This window comes from Herminiimonas glaciei, from assembly GCF_042664955.1.
GTDB classification, from domain to species: domain Bacteria; phylum Pseudomonadota; class Gammaproteobacteria; order Burkholderiales; family Burkholderiaceae_D; genus Oxalicibacterium; species Oxalicibacterium glaciei.
The window spans coordinates 1,156,905-1,177,379 of sequence record NZ_JBHTBU010000001.1; the positions used below are offsets into that span (position 1 = coordinate 1,156,905).

At 49.0% G+C, this 20,475-nt stretch carries 15 protein-coding genes; 14 read left to right on the forward strand and 1 reads right to left on the reverse strand.

Annotated elements, in window-relative coordinates:
- Nucleotide 1: 1 nt before the first annotated feature.
- The 12 genes from ACFQPC_RS05120 (at nt 2) to ACFQPC_RS05175 (ending at nt 16,350) form a co-directional block, all read left to right on the forward strand.
- Nucleotides 2–3,226: a CusA/CzcA family heavy metal efflux RND transporter gene (locus tag ACFQPC_RS05120; RefSeq protein WP_124574109.1), complete on the forward strand. Its 3,225-nt coding sequence runs from the start codon at nt 2–4 to the stop codon at nt 3,224–3,226.
- 108 nt (nt 3,227–3,334) lie between these two features.
- Nucleotides 3,335–3,769 carry an MgtC/SapB family protein gene (locus ACFQPC_RS05125; protein WP_124574108.1) on the forward strand — a complete coding sequence of 145 codons (435 nt, stop codon included), beginning with the start codon at nt 3,335–3,337 and terminating at the stop codon, nt 3,767–3,769.
- 61 nt (nt 3,770–3,830) lie between these two features.
- Complete coding sequence (locus ACFQPC_RS05130; RefSeq protein ID WP_124574107.1) at nt 3,831–4,121, forward strand: double zinc ribbon domain-containing protein; 291 nt, start codon at nt 3,831–3,833, stop codon at nt 4,119–4,121.
- 70 nt (nt 4,122–4,191) lie between these two features.
- Nucleotides 4,192–5,136 (forward strand): cation diffusion facilitator family transporter, encoded by a 945-nt coding sequence (locus ACFQPC_RS05135; RefSeq protein ID WP_124574106.1) that lies wholly within the window; start codon nt 4,192–4,194, stop codon nt 5,134–5,136.
- An 849-nt stretch (nt 5,137–5,985) separates the two neighbouring features.
- Nucleotides 5,986–7,110: a glycosyltransferase family 2 protein gene (locus ACFQPC_RS05140; protein WP_233588320.1), complete on the forward strand. Its 1,125-nt coding sequence runs from the start codon at nt 5,986–5,988 to the stop codon at nt 7,108–7,110.
- Nucleotides 7,111–7,119: 9 nt separating this feature from the next.
- Nucleotides 7,120–8,751, forward strand: coding sequence for a phosphoethanolamine transferase (locus ACFQPC_RS05145; RefSeq protein ID WP_124574104.1), 1,632 nt, complete (start codon nt 7,120–7,122; stop codon nt 8,749–8,751).
- Between the two features lie 11 nt (nt 8,752–8,762).
- Nucleotides 8,763–9,188 carry a flagellar basal body rod protein FlgB gene (gene flgB, locus ACFQPC_RS05150; RefSeq protein ID WP_124574103.1) on the forward strand — a complete coding sequence of 142 codons (426 nt, stop codon included), beginning with the start codon at nt 8,763–8,765 and terminating at the stop codon, nt 9,186–9,188.
- 377 nt (nt 9,189–9,565) lie between these two features.
- Complete coding sequence (locus tag ACFQPC_RS05155; protein WP_124574102.1) at nt 9,566–9,943, forward strand: hypothetical protein; 378 nt, start codon at nt 9,566–9,568, stop codon at nt 9,941–9,943.
- A gap of 71 nt (nt 9,944–10,014) precedes the next feature.
- The gene (locus ACFQPC_RS05160) at nt 10,015–11,322 is read left to right on the forward strand and encodes a TolC family protein (RefSeq protein ID WP_382270549.1); all 1,308 of its coding nucleotides are present in this window, start codon (nt 10,015–10,017) and stop codon (nt 11,320–11,322) included.
- Entirely contained in the window at nt 11,319–12,812 is a 1,494-nt protein-coding gene (locus tag ACFQPC_RS05165) for an efflux RND transporter periplasmic adaptor subunit (RefSeq protein WP_124574100.1), read from the forward strand. Before ACFQPC_RS05160 ends, ACFQPC_RS05165 begins: the two co-directional genes overlap by 4 nt.
- Complete coding sequence (locus ACFQPC_RS05170; protein ID WP_124574099.1) at nt 12,809–15,961, forward strand: efflux RND transporter permease subunit; 3,153 nt, start codon at nt 12,809–12,811, stop codon at nt 15,959–15,961. Before ACFQPC_RS05165 ends, ACFQPC_RS05170 begins: the two co-directional genes overlap by 4 nt.
- Nucleotides 15,962–15,978: 17 nt before the next feature.
- Nucleotides 15,979–16,350 (forward strand): copper-binding protein, encoded by a 372-nt coding sequence (locus ACFQPC_RS05175; protein WP_124574098.1) that lies wholly within the window; start codon nt 15,979–15,981, stop codon nt 16,348–16,350.
- 97 nt (nt 16,351–16,447) lie between these two features.
- Here ACFQPC_RS05175 and cadR read toward each other — a convergent pair whose 3' ends face one another.
- Nucleotides 16,448–16,855: a Cd(II)/Pb(II)-responsive transcriptional regulator gene (gene cadR, locus ACFQPC_RS05180; RefSeq protein WP_124574097.1), complete on the reverse strand. Its 408-nt coding sequence runs from the start codon at nt 16,853–16,855 to the stop codon at nt 16,448–16,450.
- Nucleotides 16,856–16,939: 84 nt separating this feature from the next.
- On the opposite strand from cadR, the gene ACFQPC_RS05185 reads away from it, so the two are divergent.
- Together ACFQPC_RS05185 and lspA are read left to right on the forward strand one after the other, a co-directional pair.
- Entirely contained in the window at nt 16,940–19,345 is a 2,406-nt protein-coding gene (locus ACFQPC_RS05185; protein WP_124574096.1) for a heavy metal translocating P-type ATPase, read from the forward strand.
- Complete coding sequence (lspA, locus tag ACFQPC_RS05190) at nt 19,342–20,436, forward strand: signal peptidase II (RefSeq protein ID WP_382270551.1); 1,095 nt, start codon at nt 19,342–19,344, stop codon at nt 20,434–20,436. The genes ACFQPC_RS05185 and lspA overlap by 4 nt, the downstream gene beginning before the upstream one ends.
- Nucleotides 20,437–20,475: the final 39 nt, after the last annotated feature.

Genomic DNA, 20,475 nt, shown 5'->3' on the forward strand with positions numbered 1-20,475 from the left:
CATGTTTGAGAAAATCATTCGCTTTGCCATCGACCAGCGATGGCTGGTCATGTTAATGACATTAGGTATTGCAGCATTTGGTATCTATAGTTACCAGAAACTTCCTATCGATGCTGTACCAGACATTACCAATGTCCAGGTTCAGATTAACACCAGCGCTCCAGGCTATTCCCCATTGGAGTCTGAACAACGGATTACCTATCCAATCGAAACCGTTATGGCAGGTCTGCCTAAATTGGAGCAAACGCGCTCCATTTCGCGGTATGGCCTGTCCCAAGTAACGGTCATCTTCAAGGAAGGGACCGACATCTATTTTGCTCGACAACTGGTCAACGAACGAATTCAAGAAGCAAAAGATAAGTTGCCTCCAGGTGTTGTCCCAGCGCTAGGCCCAATTTCGACTGGTCTCGGTGAAATCTATATGTGGACAGTCGAGGCTGAAGAAGGTGCATTGAAACCGGATGGAAAGCCCTACACGCCGACCGATCTGAAAGAGATCCAAGACTGGATTATCAAACCGCAATTACGTAATGTCCCTGGCGTCACAGAAATCAATACTATTGGCGGCAACGCAAAGGAATTTCAAGTCGCACCATACCCCGGGAAATTGATGTCTTACGGGCTTTCTTTAGCGGATTTAGTTACAGCCCTGGAACGCAATAACAACAACGTCGGTGCCGGTTACATTGAGAAACGTGGCGAACAGTACTTGATTCGTGCCCCAGGACAGGTGACTGACTTGAACGATATTTCAAATATCGTTATCGGTACCAAACAAAGTATTCCTGTGCGAATCAAGGATGTAGCTGAAGTTATGCTTGGCTCTCAATTGCGAACAGGTGCTGCCACAGAAAATTCTCGTGAAATAGTCTTAGGTACGGTGTTCATGCTGATTGGCGAAAATAGCCGTTCGGTGGCCGAAGCCGTAGACAAAAAAATGGACGAAATTCGCCGGACATTACCGGAAGGTGTGGTGGCGGCTACTGTCTATGACCGCACGGTTTTGGTTGATAAGGCAATTGCAACAGTTAAAAAGAATTTGATGGAGGGGGCATTACTTGTCATCGCGATTCTCTTTCTTTTCTTAGGCAACATTCGCGCTGCAATTATTACCGCGATGGTAATTCCATTGGCCATGCTTTTTACGTTCACCGGCATGGTCAATAACAAGGTAAGCGCCAATCTTATGAGTTTGGGGGCGCTAGATTTCGGGATCATCATTGATGGTGCCGTTGTTATCGTAGAAAACTGTATTAGGCGGCTATCACACGCCCAAGCGCACGCTGGAAGGTCTTTGACACGAAACGAACGCTTCCACGAAGTCTTTGAAGCTTCAAAGGAGGCGCGTCGTCCACTGATTTTCGGGCAACTGATCATCATGGTTGTGTATCTCCCGATTTTTGCCCTATCAGGGGTAGAAGGGAAAATGTTCCATCCGATGGCATTTACGGTGGTGGTGGCTTTATTTGGAGCGATGATTCTTTCGCTTACCTTTATCCCCGCGGCTGTAGCGCTTCTCATCGGTGACAAAGTTTCTGAAAAAGAGAATCGTCTGATTGGCTGGTCCAAACGTCGCTATGAACCGATGCTGGATTGGGTAATGGATAGAAAACCGCTCGTTCTTACAACTGTTAGCGTTACGGTAGTGCTTTGCGGCTTGTTGTTGACACGTATGGGAAGTGAATTCATCCCGAGTCTCAATGAGGGTGATATTGCTCTGCAAGCGATGCGAATACCTGGAACTAGTTTGACGCAATCGATTGAAATGCAGAAGGAGCTCGAGCGGAATCTTCGAACTTTCCCTGAAGTAAAACGCGTCTTTGCAAAAATTGGTACGGCAGAAATTGCGACAGATCCGATGCCGCCGAATGTCGCTGACACTTTCATCATTTTAAAGCCAGAATCTGAATGGCCGTCTCCTAAACGTACAAAAGAAGAGTTGGTCATGGCTATGCAGAAGGTTGTAGCTCAGGTCCCCGGCAATAACTATGAATTTACGCAGCCAATCCAAATGCGTTTCAATGAACTGATTTCAGGTGTGCGCGCCGACGTTGCGGTGAAAGTATTTGGTGACAATATGGACGTCATGAACGCCACTGCGGATCAGATTTCCGACGCACTATCTAGCGTGCCGGGTTCTGCTGACGTGAAAGTAGAGCAAACTACTGGCTTACCTATGCTAACAGTTCAGATAGATAGAGATAAGGCAGCAAGACTGGGAATCAATGTTTCTGATATTCAGGATGCTCTGTCTATTGCTGTAGGTGGACGAGAGGCAGGGATATTGTTTCAAGGTGATCGCCGATTCGACATCCTTGTTCGTTTGCCTGATGACTTACGTAACGATATTGACGCTATAAAGCGTATACCTATTCGTTTGCCTATTGCGGAGGGCCCTACGCCCGGTCAAGTTGGTTATACGCAACTCGGCGAAGTAGCAGACCTTAATCTCGCACCAGGCCCTAATCAGGTCAGTCGTGAGAATGGGAAACGTCTCGTTATTGTGACAGCCAATGTGCGGGGACGTGATATCGGTTCGTTCGTAATGGAGGCTCAGAAGAAGATTCAAGAGACCGTCAAAATACCTTCAGGCAACTGGATCAGTTGGGGCGGCACGTTTGAGCAACTGGAATCCGCCACAAAACGTCTACAGATCGTTGTACCAATTGCTCTATTGCTGGTATTCCTGCTTCTCTTCGTTATGTTTGGCAATGCCAAGGACGGGATGCTTGTCTTCACCGGTGTTCCTTTCGCACTAACCGGTGGCATCGCAGCGCTTTGGCTGCGAGACATTCCTCTTTCAATTTCGGCGGGGATTGGCTTTATCGCGCTTTCAGGTGTCGCTGTTCTTAACGGCTTGGTGATGATTTCATTTATTCGAAGTTTGCGCGAAGAGGGTAGAACGCTTGATATCGCGATACACGAGGGCGCATTAACACGACTGCGGCCAGTATTGATGACGGCGTTGGTTGCGTCCTTAGGTTTTGTACCGATGGCGATCGCCACAGGTACCGGCGCAGAAGTTCAGCGACCACTCGCCACTGTCGTCATTGGCGGAATTATTTCTTCGACGATATTGACCTTATTGGTGTTGCCGTTGTTGTACAAGATAGCGCATCGCCGAGACGAAGAAGGGCCTGCTGATTCCGAAAACTCACAACCAAGTTTCATGCAAAAACTCGCGTTCTGGAAAAAATGGGGCAATTTAAGCTCTAAAAGTATCTAGGTGAGGGGGGGGTGTCGGGGCTAAGTATGCTCCGACGCCCCTATTCAAGAAGGTATTGAATAGTACGAACGTATTAGTACTAAGAAGAGGACTAATGTGGACTGGAAAATGGAATTGCTATTTGCCGCCAGGATCGTGCTTTCAGGTCTGTTAGGCGCAATTATTGGCCTTGATCGAGAGCGTCAAGGAAGCGATGCAGGCGTGCGTACTTGTATGGCTATTTCGATCGGCTCTTGTGCATTTAGTCTTATCTCGCTTCATGTCGTTAATGGCGAGCCAACCAGGATTGCTGCACAAGTTGTGAGTGGAATCGGCTTCCTTGGCGCAGGCGTGATTCTCCAAGTTCGAGGAAGAATAGAAGGACTAACGACAGCAGCTACCTTATGGGCGACTGCATCTGTTGGTATGGCAAGTGCGTTCGGTATGTATGTGCTCGCAATACTAACTACTGCACTCATCTATGGCATGTTAGTGCTTCACCATTTCCCTGGATGGAAACGTTTTACGCGCAGTAAATGCAGGGCTAAAAATGAAACTGAGTAGTCTGGTAGTGGAAAGTGGATTTGTATCTTATGGCAGTTAACAAAGAAAAAAGGAAAACATCATGGGCATCTTTGAGCGACTTTTAGGTGGCGGACATCATCGTCGGGATGGCGGTGGTCATCACGGTCGATATGACAATTCTTATCCGAGAAATCAGGACGAAAACTGGGGTAGATCACAGCCCACGGCAGCACCATCGACTCTGTGCAATGCGTGTGGCACTTCAAATAGCAGTGCCGCCCGGTTTTGCCAACAATGCGGCACGTCGATGACTCCACATAAATGTACGGGGTGTAATGCAGATATGGCTCAGGGAATGAAATTCTGCGGAAAGTGTGGCAAGGAACGTTGACAAGAGTTGGCTGGAAGGTTGCACGTTAAACGTATATTCAACGAGACAGATAATCTATTTGAGGAATCTCATGAGCGCCGGTCATAACCATGCACTACCAAAAGGGCAGAATCAGAAGTATCTGCTGATAGCGTTCGTATTAACGTCAACTTTTCTGGTCGCTGAAGTAATAGGCGGGTTGGTAACAGGAAGCCTGGCATTGCTGTCTGATGCCGCACACATGCTGACGGATGCCAGCGCACTAGCTATTGCGCTGATAGCGATTCAAATAGCCAAACGTGCTGCCGACTCACGACGCACGTTTGGCTATCATCGCTTCGAAATATTAGCTGCGTCATTCAACGCGATCATGCTGTTTTTCGTGGCCATGTACATTCTCTACGAAGCATATCGCCGCTTTAAGTCACCGATAGAAATCCAATCGATGGGGATGCTGATTATTGCGTCTCTGGGACTGATCATTAATCTGATCAGTATGAAATTGCTGAGCTCCGGAAAGGATGCAAGTCTCAATGTCAAGGGGGCTTATCTTGAGGTATGGAGCGATATGTTGGGTTCAGTTGGCGTTATCGCTGGCGCATTGATCATTCGCTTTACAGGATGGGCCTGGGTTGATTCGGTAATTGCGGTCGGGATAGGATTTTGGGTTCTTCCACGGACATGGATTTTGTTAAGAGAAAGTATAAATGTCCTACTGGAGGGGGTGCCTGAGCATATTGATCTAGAAAAATTGCGCAAATCGGTGTCCGATATTGCAGGCGTCCGAAGTATTCACGACTTGCACGTTTGGTCAATTACAAGCGGAAAAATTAGTTTGACCATGCACGTCGTTAGCGATCTTGAGGCCTTTAACAAAGATAATTTGTTGAAAGAAATTCAAACAACACTGGCCGAGCAATGGGAAATTCACCATACAACGATACAGATGGAGGCAGAAGCATGTGATCAAGCCACGAACGAGCACACCTTTGGTCCGACTGGTGAATCCGAAAAATATCTCACACCAGAAAAATGAAACTGATCCATTAATGGAATGTTTCGACTTGATTACACATTATGTTTTTAGAAAATAGATGGGTACCGATGAATCTCGCCAATACGCTTATTGGCGTATCGATAATTATCGCCATAGTCATTTTTGGTGCATTAATTTGGTTTGGCCGTTCGGGAACGAAATCTTCTACACCACGAAATGAAAAGCAGCATAAAACCAAGAGAAAAAGACGGAAGTTGCGTAGAAAAAAATAGTATATGCAAATTTAATTGGTCATATATTTAAGTGATATTCTTCTTTTTCTAAAGGTCGGTAGAGGCATTAAATTACAAAATCATGGGCATATCATTTTCGAAATACTTCTCGTTGTTAATGTTGGTCATATTTGCATTTATGACCAACGTTGGCATATGGAGTAACCATTCGAACTGGCTCACTCATGATCTTGAACACAACGTGAATGTCATTCCTGATCAGGCGACGGCAGATTATGTTGCATTGCATGATGTTGAGTCGCCAGACGATATTAGCGCCACAAGCTCTTTAGCTGTCGAACACGAATTACTTCATGCTGCCAATCATTTACAGTATTTTTTAGGAACAGAACAGAAAATTTCGCTCCTTCCTCTGTCTACGATCATAAAGACATACCCCCATTTTAGGGAGCTCCCTCTCGCAGCATTTGACGCACCTTTTCGCCCCCCTCGATCCACCGCCCTCCCAATCTAGCAGTCCGCCTGCGATTTCGTGGGCAGCTGTCGGTTCACTGTTAATAACTAAAAAGTACATCTTGCACAGAAGTTTCGTCGCAGCCTTAGCCGCTGCGTCTGATAGCTCTTGTTTGCGCTTGTTGGATTAGTTTTCAAATGAATGAATAAATATTTCGATCTTTATTCATTCATCGTCCACGCGCGCCCGCAATTTGTCGTGAAAGAAAAGAGAAGTGCGATGGAAAACCTATATTCAATCTCTAGTTTTGAAGACGTCAAGACTTCCTCATACAAGTTGTCCGTAATTGTCCCTCTGTTCAACGAGGAGAGTGTTTTGCCGATTTTTCATGAACGTTTGAAAAATGTACTTTCAGACCTTAATCATGATTGGGAAATTATCTACGTTGATGATGGCAGCACTGACAGATCATATGCTCTGTTAGGGCAACTACGTGCAGATAACCCAAAGGTCGGCATAGCTCGTTTCACCAGAAATTTTGGCAAAGAAGAGGCCATGAGCGCTGGGTTGCGTTTGGCAACCGGGGATGCTGCGATCATTATCGATTCCGATCTTCAAGACCCTCCTGAACTCATTCCGAAAATGATCACGGCATGGCTGGCCGGTGCCGACATTGTGAATATGCGTAGGCGCCAGCGCAGCGGTGAGTCGTGGCTAAAAAAAGCAACCGCACATGCTTTCTATAGAGTCATTAATCGCTTAAGTGATGTGCCAGTACCAGCAGACGTTGGGGATTTTCGTTTGCTGAGCAAACGCGCGGTAGATGCACTTAATCTCTTAGAAGAGCGCAATCGCTTTATGAAAGGCTTGTTTGCCTGGGTGGGATACAAACATGTGACGTTGGATTACGACCGTGACGCCCGTGCAGCCGGCACAACCAAGTGGCGTTACTGGAGACTATGGAACTTTGCACTTGAAGGCATTACTGGCTTTTCGGTCGCACCTTTAAAAATCGCAACTTATCTAGGTTTGGTCTTTTCGAGTATGGCATTTCTTTATGCCTTGTATTTTTTGGTAAAGACATTGCTCATTGGCGAGTCGGTGAGGGGATTTCCAACATTGATCGTCACTGTGATGATTCTCGGCGGACTGCAATTGATGGCTATTGGAATTATCGGTGAGTACTTAGGACGTCTTTTTATTGAGAGTAAGCGTCGTCCTCTCTATCTTCTAGAACAATACCAGCCTCCATCTCAATCTGAAGATAGCGTAAATCCTGCGATCGGTTCCTATCAAGAATCTGTCATGTGGACAAATAAACATTGAGTTCCATATATGCCTGCGAACAAATTACTTAAGTCCTATCCGGACATTTTATTTGCTTCGGCTACGGCTATCGTCTTAGTCGCCCTTTGTAATTGGCAATTTTGGACGACGCTCACGAAAAATATGTCGCTATCTGGATTTTCCGGAGCTGCCTTCATTTTTTCTTTGCTTTTGCTTTTTACCTGGTTGTACGCCGTCTTGCTTTTATTGATCCCCGGGCGTACTGCAATGAGGCTGCTAGGCGTCACCTTAATTATCGTAGCTTCTTCTAGCGCTTATTTCGTCGACAATTTCGGTATTGGAATTGACCTTGAGATGTTTCGCAATGTCGCGCAAACAGACTCAACCGAAGCATTTGGTTTGCTTAATGTCCGTCTTCTTGCCTATATTTTAGTGTTTGGCTTTGCTCCAGCATGGGTGCTATGGAAGATCAAATTTCAGCCTATTTCATTTCGTAGATACGCTCTTCAACGGATCGTATTCATTTGGATTGGCGCGATCTTTGTTCTTGTGGCGATACTGCCTCAATCGGGGAAATTTGCCACGTTCTTAAGAGAGCAAAAATCAGTACGTTACATGATGAACCCCGGCAATCTGATGTATGCAGCTTGGAATTATGCACGTCATGAAGCCAGGCCATCAGATTCTGCCGTAACAGATATTGATGGAAACACGCATCGCGTCATTTCGACCTCTAGTTCTAAACCATTGCTCATCTTCCTCGTCATTGGGGAGACGGCCAGAGCAGTCGATTTCCAGCTGATGGGACATTCGCGTCAGACGAACCCGAAACTCAGTGCGATAAGCAATCTTTATCGTTTTACCAACATGACGAGTTGTGGAACATCCACAGCTGTTTCATTACCCTGCATATTTTCTGGATTAGGTAGAGAAGACTTTGACGTTGTCAACGAGCGTAACAGAACAAATCTACTTGATACACTATCTAAAAATGGCATCGCAGTAGAGTGGCGAGACAATAATAGCGGCTGCAAAGGAATTTGTGTCAGGGTTAAAACTGTCGTTATGCAACCTCAAATGGCTCCATCGTTGTGTGAACAGGACTACTGCCATGACGAGATATTGCTCACCGGATTGTCGGAATCAATTACTCAACAATCGACAGATCAACTAATGGTCTTACACAAAATTGGAAGTCATGGGCCAGCATACTGGCGTCGATATCCCGCAGCCTTCGAAGTTTTCAAGCCAGCATGTCGTACAACGGATTTAGGGGCATGTTCTCTAGACGAGATACATAACGCCTACGACAACACAATTCTTTATACCGATCATGTTCTTAGCCAAATGATCAGCATGCTCCAAGGCCTGTCAGACAAGTACGACACCGTATTTCTATACGTCTCTGACCATGGTGAGTCGCTTGGTGAGAATGGTTTGTTCCTGCATGGCGCACCGTATTACTTTGCGCCAGATGTCCAGAAAAACATCCCCCTTTTGTTATGGATGTCGGAAGGGTATCGCAGCCGGATGGCAGTTGACGCCAACTGCATGAAGTCATTGCAAACCAAATCGTTTAGTCATGACAACATTTATCACACGATTCTTGGCATGACAGAAATTGAAAATGCTGTCTACACGCCAAAGCTGGACATGTTAAGACAATGTCGTCGTTTATAAGGAGCGGTCAAATGGACAATGTTACAAACAAGGGGCACATACCTATTGGAAACCAAAGTTCGGATGATCGCTTCTGGGAAACATCGGTACGGTTGTTTAGCAAACGATTGGAGATCGTCGCTTCTAACATCGCGAATGCGGATACACCAAACTATAAAGCGCGAGACATTGATTTTAAGACGGCCTTAAATCGAACGTTATCAGCGCCAAATAAGCTCGCGCCATCAACGACCTTACCGCCATCAGCTGCCGTGAATGATGTATTACCTAAACTTTTATATCGCACCCCTTATCAACAGAGTATCGATGGCAATACCGTGGAGCTTGATGCGGAACGAGCAGTATTTACAACCACCGCAATCCGCTATGAATTTGCAATGGAGCAGGCCGTGAGTACATATAAGGAATTAAGTGATCTTTTCAAAAATTTGAAGTAGTAGTTTCCCTATTAATGCATTGCTTAACGATGAGCGAACAAAAGAAAATGGCCTGAAAGGGCCAGGTTCTATATGAAATTCGGAGGTGTTTATCCGCCGTATATTTGTTCAAATTTTCGTGGCTCTTCGCTAGTTCGGGCCTGCTTCAGTTCAGCCTTTGTTTGCGATCGGCTTTTTGCTGCTTCTGCTGACTCCAGGATCGGATAGGCGCTATCCGAAGTCGTTAGTTCGCCTGACGTTATTCATTCGAAAATGTACGACTAGAATCCTTATCCTATCTGTAGAGATCGAATTTGAAGCTATGCATTAAATCACACTGAATTTCTCCTCTTTCATTAAATTAGGTTAGACTATATAAAACTTTGTAAGTACAGCTAATGCAACGCTCACTTTCATTATTTTCCCGTTCGATTGCCTTGCTCCTGGTCATGACTGTTCTGACCTCAGGAATAGCAATGGCTGCCTACGTCTGCCCGCAGACTTTGGTTTCGGTGCAAGAAATGGCAACGGGTGACATGCCATGTGCAGGGATGGACATCGAAAAGCCAGTTCATTGTGCTGAACAACAATCAGGTTCCGAACAAGCACTTGAGTATTTGGCAACAGCACCTTCGCTGACACCAAGCACCGTTTCTTTCATCATTCCGGCCGTTCTGCCGATTATTCCTGCCGTCTTGGCATCAGCTTGGACTAGCGCTCCTCTGGAATTAGGCGTAGACCCGCCTTATCTCCGAACTCAACGACTCCGCATTTGATTTAACCCTCAGTTGTTCCGCTGACCGGCAATGTGCCGTGGTCGGCGTTCGTCTTTACTACTGGGGGTTATATGTTTTTGCGTATCCACGCGCGACTGAATTGTCAGTCGCGCAATCTCTGTCGAGTCTGCGTTTTACTGGCGCTGACTGTTGGCACATCTCTTGTTCACGCCCAATCTAACGGGCTTACATTAAACGAAGCATTGCGGCTTTCATTGCAGCGGTCATCTCTGACCAAAGCTGCCAATGCTTCCGTGTCGGCCAGTCGCGAATCCGCGGCGAAAGCTGACCAGTTACCAGACCCGATGCTGAAAGTAGGCATCGACAATCTACCAGTGACGGGTAGCGACCGTTACAGCACTACGAGTGACTTTATGACCATGCGTAGGATTGGAATCGAACAGCAATGGGTCTCTTCCGATAAGCGTGTTGCACGTTCAGAACGTGCCCAACGCGCTGTCGAAATGGAAGAAAGTACATACCTAGAAACCATTGCCAAGGTAAGGGAAGAAGCAGCCAAGGCATGGGTCAATGTACTCTACGGCCAGCGCACATTGGCATTGGTCAGCGCAATGGAAAAAGAGGCCGCGGCAGACCTCAATGCGATGAATGCTGCACATCGTGGTGCCAAAGTAAGCGCTTCGGACGTGATGCAAGCACAATTGACGCTTTCTCAGGCGGAAGATGCAACGCGAAAGAACTCACAGGATTTAAGAAATGCACGCCTTGCGTTAAGCCGTTGGACCGGCATGCCAGCCGCTACTGTCGCGGACGAGACGCCTACACTGACCTCACATGTGCCTGGGTTGCCAGTAGAAGAACTTGAAAAATATCATCCAATGCTTTTATCTGCGCGTCGAGCGGTCAATCTGGCTGATGCCGACAGCACCGTCGCGACACGCGAAAGCCATCCTGACTGGTCGTTCGAAGCGTCATATAGTCAACGGGGTAGCCAGTACTCAAACATGGTGTCCTTTGGCATCAGCATTCCTCTAGCGGTTAATCGCGCACAAAAACAGAATCGCGACATCGCTGAAAAATCTGCCCTGGGTACCAAAGCCAGGATGCAGTACGAAGAGGCATTGCGTGACCTGCAAACTGAAATCGAGAATCAGTCATCCACTCTGGAAAGTCTCAAATCCCGTGTCGTGCAACTCAATACGCAATTGCTACCGCCTGCATCACAGCAGGTGGAGCTGGCAACTGCAGCTTACCGTTCGGGTGCCGGCAGTCTAAGTGCCGTTTTCAATGCGAAAAAAATGTTGTTGGAACGACGGCTGCAAATAGTTGAGCTTGAAAGAGAAGCAGCACTGACTTGGGCTGCGCTGGAATATCACGTGGTTCCACACGACATGGTGTCTGCAGGAGAAATGAAATGAAAACAAAATTCGCATTGAAAGCGATTGTCTTGGTACTAGCAGGTGCTGGTCTGGTGTTTGGCGGGTATTGGTTCGGGACACAAAGAAATATGGAGGGCGCAACTACATCCGGCGCGACAACCGGGAAAGTTGACCCAAAGACGGGGCGCAAAGTCCTGTACTGGCATGACCCCATGGTCCCGGGAAACAAGTTCGATAAGCCTGGCAAAAGTCCTTTTATGGATATGCAGTTGGTTCCGGTTTATGCGGATGAAGGTTCGGAAGATGGTGGGGTTAAAGTCAGTCCAGCACTTCAACAGAATCTCGGTATTCGCTTTGCAACCGTAAGACGTGAAGAAGTACGAGATGCATTTGAAATGGTCGGCACGACTCAGTTTGATGAGAGTGCATCGGAAGTCGTGCAAAGTCGCGTGACGGGATACATCGAAAAACTGTATGCCCGCTCACCTCAGCAACGCATTAAACGCGGAGAGGCAATTGCTTCTATTTTCGTTCCCGACTGGATTGCACCGCAAGAGGAGTATCTGGCACTCAAACGTGGTGGCAATACCGAACTGGCGGCAGCCGCTCGACAAAGAATGCGAGCGATGTCTATCCCGGACGGATTGATAAATCAGGCGGACCGTACCGGGCAATCACAAAAACACTACACCCTGACATCGCCAGTTACAGGTGTTATTACCGAGTTGTCCGTGCGCGATGGCGCGATGGTTGCGCCAGGTGTGACTATCGCGAAAGTTTCTGGTTTAAACAAGGTTTGGCTGGTAGCAGAGGTACCAGAGACGCTCAGCAATGCCGTGCGCTCCGGGATGACGGTTGAAGCGATGTTCTCCGGGGACACGAATAGAAAGTATAACGGCAAGGTTCGCGAAATCCTGCCGGGTATCAGCACTGCAACGCGGACCTTGCAGGCTCGACTGGAGCTGGATAATCGTGATGGCAGTCTTACACCTGGCATGCTCATGCGTGTTCGCCTGGATGCTGAGAAGCCAGTTTCGCGGCTTCTGATTCCGAGTGAGGCCGTGATTGCAAGCGGCAAGCAATCCGTCGTCCTAGTGGTTGGTGAAAACAACAGCATGCAACCTGTGGTGGTTACGACTGGCCGAGATACCGGCAACGATACCGAGATTTTGAGTGGATTGAATGAGGGGCAGAAAGTGGTCGCCTCGGGACAATTCCTTATTGATTCGGAAGCAAGCTTGAAGTCAGTGCTACCTAAGTTTGCTGGAAACAACCAGACAATGCAGCCGGCAGCATCTGCTGTTCACCGGGGCATAGGCACGGTGGAGAAAGTAACGCCAAAAGCATTGACCCTGTCGCACAAACCCATTCCGGAGCTTGAATGGGGGGCGATGACGATGGACTTTAACAAGTCAAGTCCTGAGCAATTCAGCGAAATAAAAGCAGGGCAGGAAGTTGAGTTCTCGTTCAAGGAATACGATGACGGCTATCTGCTCGAAAGCGTGAAACCGGTTGGAGGCAAGCGATGATTGCGCGAATTATTCGCTGGTCTATTACCAATCGATTTTGGGTACTACTTGCCGCGCTCGTCATCGCAGGATGGGGGCTCTGGTCGTTGAACAAAACGCCTTTGGATGCATTGCCAGACTTGTCAGACACGCAAGTCATCATTCGCGCTCAGTATCCCGGCAAGGCACCACAGATAGTGGAGGACCAGGTCACTTACCCACTAACTACGGCGCTGTTGGCCGTTCCCGGCGCCAAGACCGTTCGGGGTTATTCCTTTTTTGGTGACTCATTCGTCTATGTTCTTTTTGACGATGCCACGGACCAATACTGGGCTCGCTCCAGAGTGCTGGAGTACATCAGCCAGGTGCAAAGTCGCTTGCCTCAGGGTGTACGCGCAGAACTTGGGCCGGATGGAACTGGAGTCGGCTGGGTATTTGAATATGCGCTGGTCGACCGAACTGGGCAAAACGACCTCAGTCAGTTGCGAACATTGAACGACTGGTTTCTGAAGTTCGAGCTCAAAACCGTTCCAGACGTGGCCGAGGTCGCCAGTATCGGAGGCATGGTGAAGCAGTATCAAGTCATCCTCGACCCGGACAAGTTACGTGCTTTCGGTATCTCGCATGCAAAGGTGCTTGATGCATTGGCGAAGGCAAATCAGGAATCCGGTGGTTCGGTCGTCGAAATGGCTGAGACAGAATATATGGTGCGTTCGCACGGGTATTTGCGTTCACTAGAGGATTTTCGCAATGTTCTGCTCAACGCAAATGAGGCAGGGACACCTGTGTTGCTTCGGGATGTCGCGACAGTTCGCATTGGGCCTGAAATGCGGCGCGGGATTGCTGAGTTGAATGGCGAAGGTGAAGTTGCTGGTGGCGTCGTCGTCATGCGCTCTGGTAAGAATGCGCTGGAAACCATCAAAGCAGTCAAAGCAAAACTCGCTACTTTGCAAAGTTCGCTTCCTAAAGGCGTGGAAATCGTCACGACCTACGACCGCTCCAAACTGATTACCGCGGCAGTGACCAATCTGCGCGACAAGCTGATTGAAGAGTTTGTTGTGGTCGCACTGGTTTGCGCGATATTTCTATTTCATCTGCGTAGTGCCTTGGTCGCCATCATCTCGCTTCCTTTGGGCGTGCTCGCGGCTTTCATTGTGATGAGATACCAAGGAGTCAATGCTAATTTGATGTCGTTGGGTGGCATCGCGATTGCGGTGGGTGCTATGGTCGATGCGGCAATTGTCATGATTGAGAATGCGCACAAGCATCTTGAAGCCTATTCGCACGCACATCCAAATCAGGAAATTAGCCCGGGTGAGCGATGGGATTTGATTGCAGAGTCTGCGATTGAGGTTGGGCCAGCGCTGTTCTTCTCGCTCCTTATCGTTACGCTATCTTTCATTCCTGTATTTGCCCTGGAAGCGCAGGAGGGTAAGCTATTTGCACCATTGGCCTATACAAAAACCTACACCTTGGCTGCCGCGGCTGGCCTGGCGATTACGTTGATACCAGTATTGATGGGATACATGATTCGCGGGCGCATCCCGAGCGAGGCTGCGAATCCGATTAATCGCGTATTGATACGAGTGTATAGGCCTTGGTTAAATGCTAGCCTGGCGCATCCGAAATGGACGATTGCGATAGCGTTTATTGCTCTCGTCCTGACGGTGATTCCGCTGTCCAAGCTAGGTGGCGAGTTCCTGCCACCTCTGGACGAAGGTGATTTGCTGTACATGCCTTCTGCGTTGCCGGGATTGTCTGCGTCCAAAGCCAGCGAATTGCTGCAGCAGACAGACCGCCTCATTAAGACAGTGCCTGAAGTCGCTACGGTCTTTGGTAAAGCCGGCCGTGCAGAATCTGCAACCGACCCTGCACCTTTGGAGATGTTTGAAACGACGATTCAGTTCAAACCGAAAGACCAATGGCGTCCTGGTATGACATCTGCAAAGCTCATTGAAGAATTGGACCGGATAGTCAAGGTTCCTGGGCTATCGAATGTTTGGGTGCCGCCTATCCGTAACCGTATCGACATGCTTTCGACCGGAATCAAGACACCAGTCGGTGTGAAGGTGTCTGGTGCCGACCTAGGCCAAATCGACAGAATCGCCACGCAAATCGAAGCCGTCGTCAAAAAAGTGCCAGGGGTGACTTCTGCATTGGCGGAGCGCGTAAGCGGTGGGCGTTATATCGATGTCGATATCGACCGGGCAAAAGCAGCGCGATATGGCCTTGCGGTGACGGACGTGCAATCGGTTATCTCGTCCGCGATTGGTGGTGAGAACGTTGGTGAAGTTGTGGATGGACGCCAGCGCTTTCCTATCAATGTCCGCTACCCTCAGGATTACCGTAACTCTGTGCAAACATTGCGTGATTTTTCTATAGTCACAGAGAGAGGTGCGCAGGTAAGGCTGGGGGATATTACGAACATCAAGGTGACCGACGGGCCACCAATGATACGCAGTGAGAACGCGCGGCTTTCTGGCTGGGTCTATGTCGATGTGCGTGGGACCGACTTGCACACAGCGGTGAAGGCAATGCAGGCAGCAGTGGCAAAAGAAGTAAAACTCCCACCTGGATATTCCATAGGCTGGTCGGGACAGTTTGAATACCTGGAGCGAGCCGTCGCCAAGTTACAAACCGTCATTCCGCTAACGTTGGCGGTTATCTTCATTCTTCTGTATCTGGCGTTCCGTTCTACCTCGGAAGCGTTCCTGCTCATGTTGACTGTGCCTTTCGCACTTATCGGCGGCTTCTGGTTTGTGTGGTTACTGGGTCATGCCGTCTCGGTGGCGACTGCGGTTGGGTTCATTGCATTGGCGGGACTGGCGGCTGAGTTCGGCGTTGTGATGCTTGTGTATCTACGCAACTCCTTGAATCAAAAATTGCAGTCAGGCCAACCGCTGAGCAAGCAACTCATTGCGGAAGCGATACGAGAAGGAGCTGTACTGCGTGTGCGTCCCAAAGCCATGACAGTGGCAGTTATCTTGGCCGGTCTTATCCCAATTATGTTCGGCAGCGGTGCTGGCTCTGAAGTAATGCAAAGGATTGCTGCACCGATGGTGGGTGGCATGATTACCGCACCATTGTTGTCGCTTTTTGTGATTCCAGCGGCATGGCGTTTGCTTCAAGAACGCAAATTACGTTTAGCAGTACGAACCAAATCAATTTAACTACTAAGGAGTATCAAATGAAAAAATCGCTTTTAAATCTGGTAGCCGTCTGTGGATTTTCTTTGTTGGCTGTGGATGTCTACGCTGAACAAGGTAGCAAAGGTATGGACATGGCAGGTATGAAGATGGATGGCATGCCAGCGAAAACAACGAACACGACAGTCTTGGCGGATGGCGAAGTCAAAGCCATCAATAAGGAGAGCAACAATATTACTTTGAAACACGGGCGCATCAAAAGCACAACAGTTGAAATGGGGCCTATGACAATGTCGTTTCCAGTGAAAGACAAAGCTCTACTTTCCAATGTTAAAGCCGGTGATAAAGTGAAATTTACGGTTGAAAATGTAAATGGCGAGGCAATAGTAACTGTTCTATTAGTTCAAAAGTAATTAGGCACTTTGGTTTCGTCATGGAAAGCGGCCGGAGTGGAAGTTTCTCTACTCTGACCGCGGATTGATGACCGATAAGCGATCCTGCTACAGAAGTTCAATGGCAAGAACAACCTGTTAGTCCTTGTAAAATGCCGCACGTTTCTACATGCCGAACACCTGAACACCGTTTGCGTAATACGACCAATTGGTTCTCCAACTTCAACAGCGCTTCTACGCGGGTTTTGACCTCTTGGATATGGACATCCAAGAGCGCATTGACCTCGCTGCAGTCCCGATTTGGATTGTCCCGGAAGTTCAGTAATGTCTGGATTTCTCCCAGTCTCATGTCAAGCGAACGGCAATGGCGGATGAACTGCAATCGTTCTACATGTGCGTTGCTATATAGTCGAAAATTGCCGTCGCTGCGCGCTGGCTTTGGCAATAGTCCTTCCTTTTCGTAATAGCGGATGGTGACGATCTCACATCTCGTCCGTTTGGCAAGTTCACCAATTTTCATTTCCATGGTTCATCCTTATATATTGCTTGACTCTATAGTAGCTATAGGGTCTTTAATAAGCAATACGGAAATCTACATTAAGGAATTGCTATGAGTGATTGCGGTTCAAAGGGATGCGGCTGTTCGACCACGCCAATCAGTCAGCCCACCGAGCAAGTTGAATTGACGGATGGGCAGGCTCAAGCCGTCTACCGCATCGAGAACATGGATTGCCCCACGGAAGAAGCGTTGATCAGGGCTAAGCTGGCTGTGATGCCGGGCGTGCTCGATCTTGATTTCAATCTAATGCAGCGCACCTTGTCCGTGCGGCATGAATTGCCTTCGCTGGCCCCGGTTGAGCAAGCCTTGAAAGCCATAGGCATGCAAGCCGTACTTATGAATAAAGCTTTTGGGGAACAGACTACCAAATTGGTCATCGCCAAGATGGACTGTCCAACGGAAGAAGCGCTGATCCGCAAAAAGCTTACAACGGTGATTGGGGTGACAAATCTCGATTTCAACTTGATGCAGCGCACTTTGTTGGTGACTCATACTGCGCAAACCTTACCAGAAGTATTATCTGCGCTGAAATCACTGGATTTTGAGGCGCAAGTGCTCGATACGCAGATTGTCGCTTCTTCGCCAGCAGGTATCACAGACACGCCGACGAAATGGTGGCCACTTGGCATTTCTTTGGTCGCTGCCATGTCTGCAGAAGCAGTCTACTGGTATCACAGCGGCAACCATTGGGCAGTCGTCGTCCTTGCGCTTGTCGCCATCTTGACCGGCGGACTTTCGACTTATAAAAAGGGCTGGATTGCGCTCAAAAACCGCAACCTAAACATGAATGCCTTGATGTCTATAGCGGTCACGGGGGCGATGCTGATAGGGCACTGGCCGGAAGCGGCAATGGTGATGGTGCTGTTTACCTTGGCCGAGTTAATTGAAGCTAAATCGTTGGACCGAGCACGCAACGCAATTCGCGGCCTGCTTGATCTGGCACCAGAGCAAGCAATGGTGCAACAACCGGATGGTTCCTGGCGCGAAGAGGCTGCGAAAAAGGTGGTCATTGGTAGCAGGGTTAGGGTCAAGCCAGGTGAACGTATTGCACTCGATGGGGAAGTGTTGGAGGGGCGTTCTACGATCAACCAAGCACCAATCACCGGCGAAAGTCTTCCAGTTGAAAAAGCCCCTGGAGATCAGGTGTTCGCAGCCACTATCAACGAATCCGGTTCATTCGAGTATCGGGTTACAGCTGTGGCCACCGATTCCACATTGGCTCGCATTATTCACGCGGTAGAAGCTGCGCAAGGTAGCCGCGCACCGACCCAACGTTTCGTTGATCAGTTTGCGCGTTGGTACACGCCATCCGTGTTTGGTGTGGCGGTCGCGGTTGCCCTGATTCCTCCGCTATTCATGGGCGCTGCATGGCTTGACTGGATTTACCGTTCGCTGGTTTTGTTGGTCGTTGCTTGCCCATGTGCATTGGTGATTTCAACCCCAGTTAGTATCGTCAGTGGTCTTGCCTCTGCCGCACGTCAAGGTATCCTCATCAAGGGTGGTGTGTATCTGGAAGAGGGGCGCAAACTTCGCTGGCTTGCACTGGATAAGACCGGCACGATCACGCATGGTAAACCTGCGCAAACCGATTTTGTAGCGTGGGGCGATGAGTTGCCTGCCGACAGTCGTCGGATTGCCGCCAGTCTCGCATCGCGTTCTGACCACCCCGTTTCTAAAGCCCTCACGCAAGCCGCGAAAGACGACGTCGTTGCGCTTCATGAGGTTGTCGAATTCGCTGCACTACCTGGTCGTGGTGTTCGCGGCAGCATTGACGGTATCGTCTATCACCTTGGTAACCATCGAATGCTCGAAGAGTTAGGGCATTGCACCCCTGAATTGGAGAGCCGTCTCGATGCACTGGAGAGTGAAGGTAAAACAGTAGTAATACTGGTCGGGCCAAAAGGTGCGCGGGCTCTCATCGCGGTAGCTGACACCATCAAAGAAAGTAGCAGAAGCGCAATAGCCGATTTGCATGCACTTGGCATTAGCACCATGATGCTGACAGGCGATAACACACACACGGCACAGGCGATTGCCACCCAAGCCGGCATTGATCGTGCACATGGTAATTTGCTACCTGAAGACAAGCTGCGCGAGGTAGAACAGTTGGCGAAGATAGGTAAAGTCGGCATGGTAGGTGACGGGATCAACGATGCCCCCGCGCTGGCACGCGCTGACATCGGATTTGCCATGGGTGCCGCAGGGACCGATACAGCTATTGAGACGGCCGACGTGGCTCTCATGGATGACGACCTGCGCAAGATTCCGACATTCGTGCGGCTGTCACGTGCGACGGCTCGGGTTCTGATGCAAAACATCGTACTGGCCCTTGGCATTAAAGCGGTGTTTCTGGTGCTTACCTTCACTGGCAACGCGACCATGTGGATGGCGGTGTTTGCCGATATGGGCGCTAGTTTGCTTGTCGTGGGCAACGGTTTGAGATTGTTACGTAAATGAATTGGAAATTCGTTCTTTATGAATGGTATGGTTTTAACGTTACGTTGTTCCAAGCGGTTAACACTGGAACACCTGCCTCACTTGCGCCGTTGGTGTCGTTCTTTAGCTTCTTCGGAAGTTATTGGACAGCTCCTTTGCTACTGGCAGGGCTGTGGTGGTGGTCGAAAGAAGTAACCGATCCAGGTCGCGCGGACGCAGTTTGGCAGCGGCTCATTGGTTTTATTATTGCCTTCCTGTTGGGCTTGCTGGCCGCCACTGTATTAAAACTGGTATTTGACTTCCCGCGTCCGCCCGTCGTTCTTGGCGAATTGGTACGTGTTATCGGTGAGCGGGAACAAAACTATAGTCTGCCAAGCGGACATGCCACTTATTCGGCATTAGTTCTCGGCGTGCTTTGGCCTTTGGTGGGCCGCCGCGGCCACATCGGCTTGGTGCTCTATGCTGTTTTGGTTGGCTGGTCGCGCATCGCTGCAGGAATGCATTTTCCGGCTGATGTGGTGACGGGCTGGTGCCTAGGGTTGGGTAGTGTCGTTCTAGCCGGACAACTAATATCGCTTACCACTCCCGCGTGGCAGGTGATTCGCCACAAGTTGTTTTTAGTCTGGTATGCGGTGGCGGTTTGTGCCTTCATAGCTGACCAGCTCACAAAGCTCATCATCGTCCGCACGTATGCATATGGCGAACAGGTTGAAGTAACGCCATTTTTTAATTTTGTTCATGTGCTGAATCCGGGGGCTGCGTTTAGCTTTCTGGCAAACGCAGACGGTTGGCAACGCTACTTCTTCATCCTCCTTGGCTTGGCAGTTTCGGCTTGGCTGATGCGCATGCTGAAACAGGGGTTACCACGCCTCGAAGCTCTGGGATACAGCTTAATTCTAGGTGGGGCGCTTGGAAATGTCGCTGATCGTCTGTTACGGGGGCAGGTCGTAGACTTCCTAGATTTCCACTGGCAGAACACGCACTGGCCTGCCTTCAACTTTGCCGATGTCGCCATTATGTCAGGAGCGGCCTTACTTATCATAAGCACTCTAATCCAAGGCAAAGCAACTAACGTAAGCGCAACTGAGCGTCACACGCATTTGAAACCGTAGGTCAGTTTTGATGTTAATCAATACAGTCATGCGACAAAT

Excerpts from the sequence above, each read along its gene's own strand:
- ACFQPC_RS05120 (WP_124574109.1), top strand. The coding sequence starts at position 2 with ATGTTTGAGAAAATCATTCGCTTTGCCATCGACCAGCGATGGCTGGTC.
- ACFQPC_RS05125 (WP_124574108.1), top strand. The coding sequence starts at position 3,335 with ATGGAATTGCTATTTGCCGCCAGGATCGTGCTTTCAGGTCTGTTAGGC.
- ACFQPC_RS05130 (WP_124574107.1), top strand. The coding sequence starts at position 3,831 with ATGGGCATCTTTGAGCGACTTTTAGGTGGCGGACATCATCGTCGGGAT.
- ACFQPC_RS05135 (WP_124574106.1), top strand. The coding sequence starts at position 4,192 with ATGAGCGCCGGTCATAACCATGCACTACCAAAAGGGCAGAATCAGAAG.
- ACFQPC_RS05140 (WP_233588320.1), top strand. The coding sequence starts at position 5,986 with ATGAATAAATATTTCGATCTTTATTCATTCATCGTCCACGCGCGCCCG.
- ACFQPC_RS05145 (WP_124574104.1), top strand. The coding sequence starts at position 7,120 with ATGCCTGCGAACAAATTACTTAAGTCCTATCCGGACATTTTATTTGCT.
- flgB (WP_124574103.1), top strand. The coding sequence starts at position 8,763 with ATGGACAATGTTACAAACAAGGGGCACATACCTATTGGAAACCAAAGT.
- ACFQPC_RS05155 (WP_124574102.1), top strand. The coding sequence starts at position 9,566 with ATGCAACGCTCACTTTCATTATTTTCCCGTTCGATTGCCTTGCTCCTG.
- ACFQPC_RS05160 (WP_382270549.1), top strand. The coding sequence starts at position 10,015 with ATGTTTTTGCGTATCCACGCGCGACTGAATTGTCAGTCGCGCAATCTC.
- ACFQPC_RS05165 (WP_124574100.1), top strand. The coding sequence starts at position 11,319 with ATGAAAACAAAATTCGCATTGAAAGCGATTGTCTTGGTACTAGCAGGT.
- ACFQPC_RS05170 (WP_124574099.1), top strand. The coding sequence starts at position 12,809 with ATGATTGCGCGAATTATTCGCTGGTCTATTACCAATCGATTTTGGGTA.
- ACFQPC_RS05175 (WP_124574098.1), top strand. The coding sequence starts at position 15,979 with ATGAAAAAATCGCTTTTAAATCTGGTAGCCGTCTGTGGATTTTCTTTG.
- cadR (WP_124574097.1), bottom strand. The coding sequence starts at position 16,855 with ATGGAAATGAAAATTGGTGAACTTGCCAAACGGACGAGATGTGAGATC.
- ACFQPC_RS05185 (WP_124574096.1), top strand. The coding sequence starts at position 16,940 with ATGAGTGATTGCGGTTCAAAGGGATGCGGCTGTTCGACCACGCCAATC.
- lspA (WP_382270551.1), top strand. The coding sequence starts at position 19,342 with ATGAATTGGAAATTCGTTCTTTATGAATGGTATGGTTTTAACGTTACG.